Source organism: Rhodothermales bacterium, from assembly GCA_039944855.1.
Lineage (GTDB): Bacteria > Bacteroidota > Rhodothermia > Rhodothermales > JANQRZ01 > JBBSMX01.
The window spans coordinates 99,083-113,090 of sequence record JBDUXZ010000003.1 but is presented as its reverse complement, the minus strand read 5'-3'; the positions used below and the strand labels follow the sequence as shown (position 1 = coordinate 113,090).

At 69.1% G+C, this 14,008-nt stretch carries 9 protein-coding genes; 8 read left to right on the top strand and 1 reads right to left on the bottom strand.

The features are described 5' to 3' along the window. The first annotated feature begins 28 nt into the window (after window positions 1-28). The 4 genes from uvrA to ABJF88_01715 all read left to right on the top strand — a co-directional run bounded on the left by uvrA (window position 29) and on the right by ABJF88_01715 (window position 7,182). A complete protein-coding gene (gene uvrA, locus ABJF88_01730) occupies window positions 29-3,013 on the top strand; it encodes an excinuclease ABC subunit UvrA (protein MEP0545630.1) in 2,985 nt (994 codons plus the stop codon). Between the two features lie 104 nt (window positions 3,014-3,117). Then, window positions 3,118-4,575, top strand: coding sequence for a PQQ-dependent sugar dehydrogenase (locus ABJF88_01725; GenBank protein MEP0545629.1), 1,458 nt, complete (start codon window positions 3,118-3,120; stop codon window positions 4,573-4,575). 167 nt (window positions 4,576-4,742) lie between these two features. Further along, on the top strand, window positions 4,743-6,518 hold the full coding sequence (locus tag ABJF88_01720; GenBank protein MEP0545628.1) for a potassium/proton antiporter: 1,776 nt from the start codon (window positions 4,743-4,745) through the stop codon (window positions 6,516-6,518). A gap of 85 nt (window positions 6,519-6,603) precedes the next feature. Then, entirely contained in the window at window positions 6,604-7,182 is a 579-nt protein-coding gene (locus tag ABJF88_01715) for a hypothetical protein (protein MEP0545627.1), read from the top strand. A 30-nt stretch (window positions 7,183-7,212) separates the two neighbouring features. On the opposite strand, the gene ABJF88_01710 is transcribed toward ABJF88_01715, so the two are convergent. Then, complete coding sequence (locus ABJF88_01710) at window positions 7,213-7,836, bottom strand: DUF1684 domain-containing protein (GenBank protein MEP0545626.1); 624 nt, start codon at window positions 7,834-7,836, stop codon at window positions 7,213-7,215. A 192-nt stretch (window positions 7,837-8,028) separates the two neighbouring features. Between ABJF88_01710 and ABJF88_01705 the strand changes: the two genes are divergently transcribed. From ABJF88_01705 to ABJF88_01690, 4 genes are all read left to right on the top strand, one after another. Then, entirely contained in the window at window positions 8,029-9,474 is a 1,446-nt protein-coding gene (locus tag ABJF88_01705; protein MEP0545625.1) for a PQQ-dependent sugar dehydrogenase, read from the top strand. Between the two features lie 52 nt (window positions 9,475-9,526). After that, window positions 9,527-10,969 carry a PQQ-dependent sugar dehydrogenase gene (locus ABJF88_01700; protein ID MEP0545624.1) on the top strand — a complete coding sequence of 481 codons (1,443 nt, stop codon included), beginning with the start codon at window positions 9,527-9,529 and terminating at the stop codon, window positions 10,967-10,969. A 114-nt stretch (window positions 10,970-11,083) separates the two neighbouring features. Further along, window positions 11,084-11,455, top strand: a complete 372-nt coding sequence (locus ABJF88_01695; protein MEP0545623.1) for a hypothetical protein — start codon at window positions 11,084-11,086, stop codon at window positions 11,453-11,455. A 65-nt stretch (window positions 11,456-11,520) separates the two neighbouring features. Then, entirely contained in the window at window positions 11,521-13,956 is a 2,436-nt protein-coding gene (locus ABJF88_01690) for a prolyl oligopeptidase family serine peptidase (GenBank protein MEP0545622.1), read from the top strand. Window positions 13,957-14,008 lie beyond the last annotated feature (52 nt).

The window sequence follows — 14,008 nt, the reverse complement described above, 5'->3', positions numbered from 1 at the left end:
ATAGATTTCCGCCCACGGACCGGCCCTCATGGACGACCAGATCATCATTCGCGGCGCCCGCGAGCATAACCTCCAGAACGTCGACCTCGACATCCCGCGTAACGAGCTCGTGGTGATCACGGGGCTCAGCGGGAGCGGCAAGTCGTCGCTCGCCTTCGACACGATCTACGCCGAGGGGCAGCGCCGCTACATGGAGTCGCTGAGCGCCTACGCCCGGCAGTTCCTCGGCGTGATGGAGCGGCCCGACATCGACTTCATCGACGGGCTCTCGCCGGTGATCGCGATCGAGCAGAAGACGGTATCCCGCAACCCGCGCTCGACGGTCGGGACGGTGACGGAGATCTACGACTTCATGCGGCTGCTCTACGCGCGGGCGTCCGACGCGTACTCGTACCGCTCCGGCCGCCGGATGCGCCGGCAGTCCGACGACGAGATCATCGACGCGATTGCCGCCTTTCCCGACGGGGCGAAGGTCGTCGTGCTCGCGCCCGTCGTGCGCGGCCGGAAGGGCCACTACCGCGACCTCTTCGAGCAGCTTGCCAAGCAGGGCTTCGAGCGCGTTCGCGTCGACGGCGACCTCCGCGAGATCGCGAAGGGGATGAAGCTCGACCGCTACAAGATCCACGACATCGAGGTCGTCGTGGACCGGCTCGTGGTGAAGGACGGCGTGCGGCCCCGCGTCGCCCGCGCCGTCGAACTCGCGCTCGGGATGGGCGGCGGAACGCTCATCGCCTCCGTCATCGGCGGAGCAGAGGAAGCGGGGCAGCTCGGCGACCACCTCATGAGCCGCCACCTCACGGACCCCGAGGGCGGGCTCTCCTACGACGACCCCTCGCCGAACACGTTCAGCTTCAACTCGCCCTACGGCGCGTGCCCGGATTGCAATGGCCTCGGCGTGCGCAAAGAGATCGACCCCGACCTCGTCATCCCGAATCCGAAGAAGTCGATCGCGAAAGGCGGCGTGGCGCCGCTCGGGACGCCGCGCGACATCTGGATCTTCTCCCAGCTCAAGGCCGTCGCCGCGGCGTACGACTTCGACTTCGAGACGCCGCTGAAGGACTTCTCGGAGCGGCAGATGGAGGTCCTGCTCGAAGGCGCGGGCGACGAGCAGTTCGACATCGTCTACGCGTATAAGGGCCGGCAGGTGAAGTACGAGCACCGCTTCGGCGGCGTCTACCAGCACATCGAGCACACGAACGCGAACACCAACTCGGCGACGCAGCGGCGGTGGGCCGAGGCGTTCATGCGCGTCCGCCCGTGCCGGACGTGCGGCGGCGGCCGGCTCAAGCCCGAGTCGCTGAGCTACCGGATCGGCAATACGAAGACGTACGACGGCGACCAGTCGATCGCCGACCTCGTGCAGATGGACCTCCGCGCCGTCCGCACGTGGTTCGCCGACCTCGAACTCGAAGGCCGGCAGGCCGTGATCGGCGAGCCGGTCGTGAAAGAGATCGTCGAGCGCTTGGACTTCCTGCTCAACGTCGGGCTCGATTACCTCACGCTCGACCGCTCGGCGCGGACGCTCTCCGGCGGCGAGTCGCAGCGGATCCGCCTCGCTACGCAGATCGGGACGCAGTTGACGGGCGTGCTTTACGTCCTCGACGAGCCGAGCATCGGCCTCCACCCGCGTGACAACGGGAAGCTGATCGACTCGCTGAGGGATCTCCGCGATCTGGGCAACTCCGTGCTCGTCGTCGAGCACGACCGCGAGATGATCGAGGCGGCGGACTTCGTCGTCGACATCGGGCCGGGCGCGGGCGAGTACGGCGGGCAGATCCTCGGGGCCGGCACGCCGGACGAGCTCGCGAAGGGCGCGGCCGACGACAGCCTGACGGTGGCGTACCTCACGGGCAACCGCCGCATCCCGACCCCGAGCGAGCGGCGCGCAGGGACGGGCGAGAAGCTCGTGCTGGAGGGCGCGCGCGGGCACAACCTCAAAGACGTCACCTTCGAGCTCCCGCTCGGGACGTTCACGTGCGTCACCGGCGTCTCGGGGAGTGGGAAGTCGTCGCTCATCAACCAGACGCTCTACCCGATCCTCGCGTCGCACTTCCACAACGCACAGCTCGTCCCGCTGCCGTACGACGAGATCACCGGGCTGGAGCACGTCGACAAAGTCATCGCCATCGACCAGAGCCCGATCGGGCGGACGCCGCGCTCGAACCCGGCGACGTACACCGGCCTCTTCACGTACATCCGCGACCTCTTCGCGCAGCTCCCAGAGGCGCAGATCCGCGGCTACAAGCCGGGCCGGTTCTCGTTCAACACGAAGGGCGGGCGGTGCGAGACGTGCAAGGGCGCGGGGATCGTGAAGCTGGAGATGAACTTCCTCCCCGACGTCTACGTCGAGTGCGAGACGTGCAAGGGCAAGCGCTACAACACCGAGACGCTGGAGATCCGGTACAAGGGGAAGAACATCGCCGAGGTCCTCGCGATGCCCGTCAGCGAGGCGCTGGAGTTCTTCGAGGCCGTGCCGCGCATCGCCCGCAAGCTCCGCACACTCGACGCTGTCGGGCTCGGCTACGTCCGCCTCGGGCAGCAGGCGACGACGCTCTCCGGCGGCGAGGCACAGCGCGTCAAGCTCTCCAAAGAGCTCTCGCGGCCCGGCACCGGGCAGACGGTTTATATCCTCGACGAGCCCACGACGGGCCTCCACTTCGAGGACATCCGCCACCTCCTCCACGTGCTGCAGGCGCTCGTGAATAAGGGCAACACGGTTCTCGTGATCGAGCACAACACGGACGTGGCGAAGGTGGCCGATCACGTCGTCGACCTCGGGCCCGACGGCGGCGCGGCGGGCGGGCAGATTCTCTTCGCGGGCACGCCCGAAGACCTCGCCGAGCAGGACACGCCGACGGCGCGCTTCATCCGCGAAGAGCTGGAGCGCACGGGAAGTGAGGAAGTCGTCGGGAGCAGCAACGCCTCCTTCAACCTCGACGACTTCGCGGGCGACGACGACACGAGCGACGACGAGATCGAGGACGAGGAGCCAGAAGAAGAGGCGGTGGCGTAAGAAGGGCTGAAGCGCAGAGGGCTTGGGATGGGGCAGTCAGTAAAGTACCTTGCGCCCACTTTCTCCCCCTGCGACCCGGCTGCATCTCTTTACGACCCGGCTCCATGCTCCGTTGCTTCCTGCTCGCGTATAGTTTGAGCCTCTGCGTATTCGCTGTCGGCTTCTCTCAGGCTGCCTTCGGCCAGAACGAGATCGCGGCTTTCGAGGAGGTCTTCGAGAACGTCACGTTCAACTTTCCCCTCGGCATCCGCTTCCCGGACGATGGGACGAACAAGGTTTACATCGCTGAGTGGGGTGGGCGCGTCAAGGTGGTGGACAATGACCCAGACGTGGCGTCGGCGTCGGTCTTCCTCGACATCAGCGAGCGCATAGCGAGTCCAGGCGGGCTCTTGGCTATCGAGTTCCACCCGGACTATGCAGAGAACGGCTATTTCTTCGCTCGATACACGCTCGAAGCGCCAGAGCGGATCGTCCTCTCACGGTTCTCGCGGTCGGCCGAGGACCCCTTCGTGGCAGATGTGGACAGCGAGGTGATCCTGCTGGAGATCGAGACGCCGGGCAACGTTCATAACCACCACGGAGGCGATATCGCCTTTGGTCTGGATGGCTATCTCTACGTCCCGCTCGGGGACGGGGGCGTTCTCTACGATGCGGTCGGAAACGCTCAAGACCGGACGAAGCTGCTTGGCAAAGTCCTCCGACTCGATGTGGACAATCCCTCGAACGGGCTTAACTACGGCATCCCGCCGGACAACCCGTTCGTCGGGAACGAGAAGGGGTGGCGAGAGGAGGTCTTCGCCTACGGCCTCCGCAATCCGTGGCGGCTGACGATCGACCGGCTGACGGGCGAGGTGTGGGTGGGGAACGTGGGAGAGGTCACGTGGGAGGAGGTGGAGTTGATCGAGGCAGGGCAGAACTACGGGTGGCCGATCATGGAAGGCCCAGTCTGTGCCCCCTTCAACCGGAGACCCTGCGACGAGACCGGTCTGACACCCCCGGTCTGGGCATACTCCCACGAGCAAGGCGTTTCGATTACCGGTGGCTACGTCTATCGAGGTGAGGCCATCCCGGCGCTGCGGGGCCAGTACGTCTTCGCTGACTTCGCGTCGTTCAAGGTCTGGCACGTCAGCCGATCCAACCGCTCCGGCGCAGAGCTTCTCCTCCCGGATCAGTTCAACGTCACGACGTTCGGCGAAGACCTCGACGGGGAGCTCTACTTTAACTACTTCCTCAACGGCCGGATCTTCAAAATCACGCCGGGACCCGGCACGACGAGCGCTGAGGGTGATCCGACCGATGATGGCCTCCTCACGCTGGCGGTGTTCCCGAACCCAGCGACGGGGTCGGCGCAGGCATACTTCGAGTCGGAGGCGGGCGAGGTCCGGCTGTCGGTCTACGACATGCTGGGCCGTGAAGTCCTGACGCTCGTCGATGAGCGGGTCGGGCCGGGCACGAGGCGGACGGTCCCGATCAACACAGGCCGGCTGGCATCGGGGCTGTACCTCGTCAGGTTCGAAGGGCACGGCGAGCATGAAGTCAAACGGCTGGTGGTCGCCCACTGATCAGCACGCGCAGGGCGTCGAAAGCTGGAGGCCGTCGCACCGATGTCTGCGGCGGCCTCCGTTCTTGTGCGATGGGCGGTGTGACCTCGCGGGCGACGAGGAGCCCGAGGAAGAGGCGGTGACGAGGGGGGCGGGCACCTGGCGGAGCGCCTTGCGTTAAGGGCGCTATGTTCGCCATCAACAGCCTCATCTTCGCCGGGGGCGTGCTGCTCCTGCTCGGGATTGCGTCGAGCAAGTTCGCCGCGCGCCTCGGCATGCCCGTGCTCGTGCTCTTCCTCGGCGTGGGGATGCTCGCGGGCTCTGAGGGCGTGGGCGGCATCGCCTTCGAGGACTACGCGCTCGCGAATGCGATCGGGAGCCTCGCCCTCGCGCTCATCCTCTTCGACGGCGGCCTCCGCACCTCGCTGGGATCCGTGCGCTCGGGGTGGCGGCCCGCGCTCTCGCTCGCGACGGTGGGCGTGCTGCTGACCTCCGTCCTGACGGGGCTGGCGGCGGCGTGGGTGCTCGGGGTGCCGCTGCTGCACGGGATGCTGCTGGGCGGGATCGTCGGCTCGACCGACGCGGCGGCCGTCTTCTCCGTGCTCCGCGCCAGCCGTCTCAAGCTGCCGGAGCGGCTCTCGGCCACGCTCGAGATCGAGAGTGGCTCCAACGACCCGATGGCGATCTTCCTGACGCTCGGGCTGGTCGAGGTGATCACGGGGGGCGCGGACTCGGCCGGGGCGCTGGTCCTGCTGTTCGTGCTCCAGTTCGGCGTGGGCGCATGCGTGGGGCTCGCCGTCGGGAAGGGAGGAGCGTGGGTCGTCAACCGGATCAACCTCGACGCGGCGGGGCTCTACCCCGTCCTCGTCACGGCCTTCGGGCTGCTGGCCTTCGGGCTGGCGGCCGTCCTCGGCGGCAGCGGGTTCCTCGCCATCTACCTCGCCGGCATCGTGTTCGGCAATAGCGACCTCGTGTTCAAGCGCGGGATCGGGCTGTTCCACGATGCCGGCGCGTGGCTCGGCCAGATCGTCCTGTTCGTGATGCTCGGCCTGCTGAGCTTCCCGAGCCGCCTGCTCGCGGTGGCAGGCGAGGGCCTGCTCATCGCCTTCGTGCTGATCATGGTGGCGCGGCCGCTCGCCGTGGTAGTCTCGGCGCTACCGTTCCGGTTCCGCCCGGCCGAGCTGACGTTCCTCTCGTGGGTCGGGCTGAAAGGAGCCGTCCCGATCACCCTGGCCACGTTCCCGCTGATGGCCGGGATCGAGGGGAGCGCGCTCCTCTTCGACGTCGTCTTCTTCGTCGTGCTCGTCTCGGCCGTGACGCAGGGGTGGTCGCTCCCGAACGTGGCGCGGCGGCTGGGCCTGGTGCAGCCCTCCGACCCCGAGCCGCCGCTCACGGTCGAGATCAACGCGCTGCGGCACGTGGATGGCGAGATCGTCGAGTACACCGTGGCGCCGTCGGCGCGCGTGGCCGGGCAGGAGCTGCGGAATCTCTCGATGCCCGACGGCGTGGTGGTGACGCTCGTGGTGCGCGGCACGGAGGTGATCATGCCGCGCGGGGCGACGCGGCTGCGGCCGGGCGACCACGTCTTCGTCACGCTGCGCCGCCGGCTCAAGCCGGTGATGGATCGGCTCTTCGACCCGTACGCGGAGACGCCGCCGCTGCGGCCGGGCTTCCAGCTCGCCTTCCACACCGACGCCACGCTCGGCCAACTCCACCGCTTCTTTGGCATCCCCGGCCCGACGTGGTCCGAGGAGTCGCTCGGCGCGTACGTGGCCGCCGCCGGGGGAGACCCCGCCCGCCTCGGTCCGTTCGCGCTTACCGTGTCCGACGAACCGGAGTTTGTGACGCTCACGGTGGAGCCGGAACTCCCGGAGTCGCTAGCGCAGCCCGCCGAGTCGGTGCAGCCTGTCGAGGCGGCGTTGGACGAGGGGGGCGAGGTGCCGGACGCTCCCCACGAAGCGTAGGCGGGGTGTGACTTCGGAGAGCGTTCGTGCGGCTCGTTGCGTGGAGGCTCCACCACCCCACCCGCCACATATCGCTGTCCGCCTCATGACTACTCCCACATCTCGCTCGACCCTCTCCCTGCTGCTCCTCGTCGGCATCAGCCTGATCGCCGCCGGTTGTGTGCCGCTCGGGACCCAGACCACCCGGAACGACCGCCGCTACCCCGACACCCGTGGAACCTCGACGCGGGCCGAGCGGGTCATCTACTCGCGCGTTTCCCAGGATGCCAACCGCTACGTCCGCTCGCTCGACCGCGCCCTCCGATTGGATCGGCGGCAGGAGCAGCGCATTACGCAGCTCCTCACCGACCGTGCCTACGACCGCGTTCGCCGCGTCCGCTCGCGGGATCGGGACCGGGCCTATCCCTTCCCGCGCCGCGCCGCCGAGCGCAGCACGCGGGATTGGTGGCGCGACGCCGATAAGCGCATCGAGCGTGAACTCGACCGCCGGCAGCGCCGGGTCTACCGAGAGATCACCCGCGACCTCGAGCGCTCAGCCCGCCGTGACGACCGCGCCCGCCGCCGGGGACACCGCGACAATGACCGAGGGCGCTACGACGACCGACGTCGGAACGACGATGACGACGACGATGATGACGACGACGACGACGACGACGACGGGTGAGCGTGACCGCTGACGGGGAAGCCGCCCGGTTCAGGCCGATGTCGCGTTCCGTTCGCCCGCGCGGACGGCGATGGGCAGCCTGTTCTCGGGCGGCGGTAGCGGGCAGCTGTAGCTCGGGTTGTAAGCGCAGTACGGGCTGTAGGCGTAGTTGAAGTCCAGCACGTAGCGCCCGTCCGGTGCCGGGTCGAAGTCGAGGTAGCGGCCGGCGCTGTAGGTAGCGCCGCCGCTCGTGGCGTCGGCGAAGGGGAGGAAGAGGCGGCGCTCGTTCGGGTCGAGCGGTTGGAAGACGGCGAGGCGGTGGCGGCGGCCATCGAAGGGGAACGAGAACGAGCCGAAGCGGACGTAGTCGCGCGGCTCGCCGGTGGAGGTCGCCATGCGGAGGGTGTCGCGCTGGAGCGTCGGGTCGAGCGTGACGGCGAAGGCGAGCGTCGAGTCGTAGTCGAAGTACGGGAGCCCGCGGAACGCGCCCTGCTGCGTGGGCAGCAGCGGGGTGGCCGGGCTGCGGAAGAGCGAGTCCTTCGCCGCGCGCCACGCCTCCCACGCCGTCACGCGCTCGGGGACGGGAGGGAGAGCCGGCGGATCGGCGGTGGACGCGCAGGCGCCGAGCGTGCACGCGCACGCCCCGGCGAGCAGCAGGAAGAGGAGGGACCGCATCGGGGAGGGGAAGGCGAACGGGAAAGGGCGGAAGCTACATCAACGACGAGGCGCCGGGCCATCGTGCCTCCTGTCCGGCCGGCCGCTCGCACAGGCGTTCCCATCTGCTCGGGTGGTGCCGATCCGCCTTCCAAGCTGCGCCGTTTTTTAGTATATATCGGCCCCGCATCGCCCACCACGACCCCGTCCGTCATGCGCCCCCTCCTCTTCGCCGCGCTCCTCCTCGCCTTCGCGGCCCCCGCATCCGCCCAACTCAGCGCGGACCTCGCCTTTCCCAACCTCACCTTCAGCAGCCCGGTCGGCGTCGAGCACGACCCGGTGAACCCGGACCTCCTCTACGTCGTCGAGCAGCGCGGCGTCATCCGCGTCTTCGACAACGACCCCGACGTGAGCACGACGAGCGTCTTCCTCGACATCGATGACCGCGTCACGAGCGGCGGCGAGACGGGGCTGCTCGGGCTCGCGTTCCACCCGGACTACGAGACGAACGGGTACTTCTACGTCAACTACACGGTGGCGAGCCCGCTGCGCTCGCGCGTCTCGCGGTTCTCCCGTTCGACGGCGAACCCGCAGCAGGGCGACCCCGATAGCGAGCTGGTCCTGCTCGACATCGCGCAGCCGTTCAGCAACCACAACGGCGGCGGCCTCGCCTTCGGGCCCGACGGCTACCTCTACGCCTCCTTCGGCGACGGCGGCTCCGGCGGCGACCCGGAAGAGAACGGGCAGGACCCCACGACGCTCCTCGGCGCCATCCTCCGCCTCGACGTCGACGGCGGCGGCACTGCGCCCGACTGCGGCGGCCCGGGCGCGAACTACACCGTTCCGCCGAACGCGATCGCCGACGGGCCGGGCGGCTCGTGCGACGAGATCTACGCCTGGGGCCTCCGCAACCCGTGGCGCTTCTCCTTCGACCGCGAGACCGGCGAGGGCTGGATCGCCGACGTCGGCCAGGGCGCGTGGGAGGAGGTAGATCGGATGGAAGACGGCGGCAACTACGGCTGGAATACGTACGAGGGCAACGCCTGCTTCGACGGGCCGTGCGATCCCGAGGGCCTCACGTTCCCCGCGTGGGTGTACAGCAGCCAGTCCGGATCGCCCCACTGCTCCGTCACCGGCGGCTACGTCTACCGAGGCAGCGACGTGCCCGCGCTCGAAGGGCGCTACATCTACGGCGACTACTGCAGCGGGCAGCTCTGGGCGCTCGACGATTCGGGCCGTCCGGTGACGAATGAGGCGCTCGCTGTCGGCACCTTCAGCACGCTCACTTCCTTTGGTGAAGATGCGGCCGGCGAGCTCTACTTCGTCCGTCAGAACGGCCGCGTCTACCGCTTCTTCCAGGAGGGCACGTCGGACACCGTCGGGGTGCCGGAGCGTGACGAGGCTTCGCTGCGGCTGGCGGGGCCGAATCCGTTCCGCGGCGAGACCGCGCTGACGTTCGCCCTCGCCGAGGCCGGGCCCGCCCGCGTCGCCGTCTACGACGTGCTCGGGCGCGAGGTGGCCGTGCTCCACGACGGGCCGGCGACGGCCGAGGCGCAGGCGGTGCGGCTGGCGGCGGGTGCGCTCCCGGCCGGCCTCTACGTCGTGCGGCTGACGTCCGGCAGCGCCGAGCACACGCTGAAAGTGATGCTCGTCCGCTGACCGCCCCGCTGACTGCCCCGCCTCCGACCGAACCCACTCCACGACGCATACGATGCGCCCTTTCGCCCCCACGTTCCGCCTCCTGTTCTCGATCATCCTGCTCTGCATCGCCGCGCCCGCAGCGACGGCGCAGGTGACGCTGGAGGAGGTGTTTACCGGCGTCAACTTCAGGCCCATCACGGATCTCCGGCATGACGAGGCCGGGCGGATCTACGTCGCCGAACAGCGCGGGGCGATCCGCGTGATCGAAGGGGAGCGCCCGCTCGGGATCTACCTCGACATCCGGGACCGCGTCGGAGAGGGCAACCTGGAGGGGGGAATCATGGGGTTCGCCTTCCATCCCGACTACGCCGACAACGGCTACGTCTTCGTCGGGTACGTGGCCGGAACGGGGGCGACGCGCCGCACCGTGTTCTCTCGCTTCAGCCGGTCGGCGGATGACCCGCCGGTGGCCGATCCGTCGAGCGAGGAGGTGCTGCTCGAAGTCGCGCAGCCGGAGTTCAACCACAACGGCGGAAGCATCGCGTTCGGCCCCGATGGCTACCTCTACCTCCCACTCGGCGACGGGGGCAACAGCGCGACGCAGGCCGTCAACGGGCAGGACCCCACGACCCTCCTCGGCTCCGTCCTCCGCATCGACGTGGACAACCCGGACCCCGGCTTGCCCTACGGCATCCCGCCCGATAACCCGTTTGCCGGCAGCGATGGGCCGGAGCGCGACGAGATCTACGCCTACGGCTTCCGCAGCCCGTGGCGCATGTCCTTCGACGCGGAGACGGGCGATCTGTGGCTCGGCGATGTCGGGCAGGACAGCTACGAGGAGGTAAGCCGCGTCGTGCTCGGCGGCAACTACGGGTGGGACGTGATGGAAGCGCTGCACTGCTACAACCCGAGGACGGACTGCTCGATGGAGGGCCTCATGTTGCCCGTGTGGGAGTACGACCGGAGCGATGGGCGCTCGGTGACGGGCGGCTACGTCTACCGCGGGACGGCCCTGCCGGAGCTGGTCGGGACGTACATCTACGGCGATTTCATCAGCGGAAAGGTCTGGTCGCTGGCCGTCGACCCCGTGAGCGGGGCCGTCGCGAACACAGAGTTGCTGGATGCGGACTTCCTGCTTTCCTCGTTCGGCGAAGGGGCCGACGGCGAACTCTACGTGCTCGGGTATCTCGGGTCGGTCTATCGGCTCGCTCGCGCGGCGGTCGCGACGGAACCGGGCGCAGTGCCGGAGCGCGAGGCTTCGTTGCGGCTGGCGGGGCCGAACCCGTTCCGCGCCGAGACCGCGCTGACGTTCGCCCTCGCCGAGGCCGGGCCCGCCCGCGTCGCCGTCTACGACGTGCTCGGGCGCGAGGTGGCCGTGCTCCACGACGGGCCGGCGACGGCCGAGGCACAGGCGGTGCGACTGGCGGCGGGCGCGCTCCCGGCCGGCGTCTACGTCGTGCGGTTGGAGAGCGCGAGCGGGAGCTTCGCGCAGCGGGTCACGCTGCTGCGGTGAGGGCTCCGATTCGATGAGGCCGCGCGGCGCGGGTTCTTTTCAGATTCCTCGCCGCGCCGCCAGTGGACCGGCCCCTAATTTGGGGCTCCGCTCTGTCAGCCTACCGTCGCGCTCGTGCTCGTCCCGGACTACAAGAAGCCCGAGGCCCCCGGCCTCTCGATGAACTTCGACAACACGGTCTCGCTCTACCACATCGTGGAGCCGGACCACCCGTTCGAGCGCGCCGCGCAGGACGTCGTCGCCCTCCTCCGTGAGGCGCAGGAGCGCTTCCCGGACTGGCCCCGCACGTTCTACGTCGACATCCTCGGGCACCTCGACGAGAAGGGCCGGTTTGCCGAGGACTTCGTCGAGTTCCAGCAGGAGTTCTTCTTCTCCGTCGTCGCTCCGTTCGTGACGGCGTTTGAACTCCCGCTCACTGGCGGCCTCGTCAACCCCGAGCCGCAGCGCAACGACGTGCCCGACCGGCTCCGCATCGGCGGTGCGTGACGGCAGCGCGTGACGGCGACGGCGCGTATTTTCCGCCGCACGTTCCCCGGTCTACGCCTCTGCCCATGCCGCTCCGCCCGCTCGTCCTCGTCGGCCTCGCCGCACTCCTCTCCGTCCCCGTCGCCGCGCAGGAGGCCGAGCGTCCGCCGCTCACCATCGAGCAGATCACGCAGGACCCCGAGATGTGGATCGGCGCGTGGCCGTCGGGCGTGCACTGGACCGACGCCGGGGACTACGTCTACTTCGCGTGGAACCCGCAGGGGCAGTTCCCGGCCGACTCGCTCTACCGCGTCCGGCCGGGCGACGCCGAGCCCGAGCAGGTGCCCGCCGCCGTGCGCCGCGCCCTCCCGCCGCGCTTCGCCGGCTGGCACGCCGACCGGCTCGCCTACGACGCCGACTTCTCGCAACGCGTGTTCGCCCGCGACGGCGACGTGCAGCTCTACAACCTCGACACCGGCACGCTCCGGCGGCTCACCGACACGCGCGAGCGCGAATCGAACCCACGCTTCTCGCCCGACGGGCAGCGCGTCGTCTTCACGAGGGATGGCGAGGTGTACTCGCTCGACCTCGGGACCGCACTCGTCCGCCAGCACACCGACCTACGTGAGGGGGACGAGCCGAAAGACGCCGAGTCCAGCGCGCAGGATGCTTTCCTCCAACGCCAGCAACTCGACCTCTTCGACGTGCTACGCGAGGCCGCGCGTAAGGACTCGCTTCGCGACGCGGCGCAGGAACGGGAAGAGGCCACGCGCGCGCTGCCGCCGACGTTTTACATCGGGGACCAAAACGTCCAGCAGCTCCAGCTCAGCCCCAACGAGCGGTTCGTCACCTTCGTCCTCGCCACCGAGGCGAAGCCGACGCAGACGAGCATGACCGACTACGTGACACGCTCCGGCTACGCCGAGGAGATGAAGGCCCGCCCGAAAGTCGGCGCGGCGGGTGACACGCAGACGCTCTACGTGCAGGACCTCGAACGGGACACGACGTTCGCCGTCGACCTGAGCACGTTGCCGGGGGCGTTCGACGCGCCGGACTACGCGCGTGAGCGCGGCGAGACGGCGGACTCCTCGCGGACGTTCCTCGCGTTTGGGCCGTACTGGAGTCCTGACGGCCAGTGGGCCGTGCTCGACGTGCGGACGTACGACAACAAAGACCGCTGGATCGCCCGGCTCGACCCCGCGACGGGCGCCGTCACGAGCCTCGACCGGCAGCGCGACGAGGCGTGGGTCGCCGGCCCCGGCATCTCGTGGTGGGGCGGCACGTCGAGCGTCGGCTGGCTGCCCGACGGGAAGACGTTCTGGTTCCAGAGCGAGGCCTCCGGCTACAGCCACCTCTACACCGTCGACGTGGCGACGGGCGCGACGCGCCAGGTCACGAGCGGCGACTTCGAGGTCGAGGACGTGCGGCTCTCGCGCGGCGGCGACTGGTGGTACTTCGGCAGCAGCGAGGGCTCGCCGTTCGAGTGGCACTACGACCGGATGCCCGTTGGTGGGGGTGAACGCGATCGGCTGACGCGGATGGTCGGCCGCAACGACGCCGCGCTCGGGCCGGACGAGGAGTGGCTCGCGATCCTCCATTCCGAGAGCACCCGCCCGCCCGAAGTCTTCGTCGAGCCGCCGCTCGTCGGGGAGACGCCGGAGGGGCGGCAGCCGCCGGTGCGGCAGGTGACGCAGTCGACGACGGAGGCGTGGCGGGCGTACCCGTGGCGCGAGGCCGAGATCGTCACGATCCCCGCGAGCGATGGCGCCGCGGTGCCCGCGCGGATCTACCGGCCCGAGAACCCGAACGGCGCGGCCGTCTTCTTCGTCCACGGCGCGGGCTACCTCCAGAACGTCCACCGCTGGTGGAGCAGCTACTTCCGCGAGTACCAGTTCCACAACCTCCTCGCCGACGCTGGCTACCTCGTGCTCGACATCGACTACCGCGGCTCGGCAGGGTACGGCCGCGACTGGCGTACGGCGATCTACCGACACATGGGCGGGCGCGACCTGCAGGACTACGTCAACGCTTCCGAGTGGGTCGGCGAGGAGTTCGGGATCGACGGGGAGCGCGTGGCGATCTACGGCGGCTCGTACGGTGGCTTCCTCACGCTGATGGCGCTCTTCACGGAGCCCGAGCACTTCGGCGGCGGTGCCGCGCTCCGCTCCGTGACGGACTGGGCGCACTACAACCACACCTACACCGCCAACATCCTCAACACGCCGACGCAGGACTCCCTCGCCTTCGCCCGCTCCTCGCCGATCAACTTCGCCGCCGGGCTGGAGGACCCGTTGCTGATCACGCATGGGCTCATCGACGACAACGTGCAGCCGCAGGACATCTTCCGCCTCAGCCAGCGCCTGATTGAACTCGGCAAGCGCGACTGGGAGCTGGCGATCGCGCCCGTCGAGCCGCACGGCTACACCGAGCCCACGTCGTGGGCCGACAAGCTCCACCGCATCCTCGACCTCATCGAGCACAGCGTCGGTCCGAAGCGGACGGCGGGCGAGACCGAGGGGTAGCATAGAGTGTGTACGGGCGTTCGGGAGTGCTTCCCACGTCAGGTTCGAGCCA

Excerpts from the sequence above, each read along its gene's own strand:
- uvrA (MEP0545630.1), top strand. The coding sequence starts at position 29 with ATGGACGACCAGATCATCATTCGCGGCGCCCGCGAGCATAACCTCCAG.
- ABJF88_01725 (MEP0545629.1), top strand. The coding sequence starts at position 3,118 with ATGCTCCGTTGCTTCCTGCTCGCGTATAGTTTGAGCCTCTGCGTATTC.
- ABJF88_01720 (MEP0545628.1), top strand. The coding sequence starts at position 4,743 with ATGTTCGCCATCAACAGCCTCATCTTCGCCGGGGGCGTGCTGCTCCTG.
- ABJF88_01715 (MEP0545627.1), top strand. The coding sequence starts at position 6,604 with ATGACTACTCCCACATCTCGCTCGACCCTCTCCCTGCTGCTCCTCGTC.
- ABJF88_01710 (MEP0545626.1), bottom strand. The coding sequence starts at position 7,836 with ATGCGGTCCCTCCTCTTCCTGCTGCTCGCCGGGGCGTGCGCGTGCACG.
- ABJF88_01705 (MEP0545625.1), top strand. The coding sequence starts at position 8,029 with ATGCGCCCCCTCCTCTTCGCCGCGCTCCTCCTCGCCTTCGCGGCCCCC.
- ABJF88_01700 (MEP0545624.1), top strand. The coding sequence starts at position 9,527 with ATGCGCCCTTTCGCCCCCACGTTCCGCCTCCTGTTCTCGATCATCCTG.
- ABJF88_01690 (MEP0545622.1), top strand. The coding sequence starts at position 11,521 with ATGCCGCTCCGCCCGCTCGTCCTCGTCGGCCTCGCCGCACTCCTCTCC.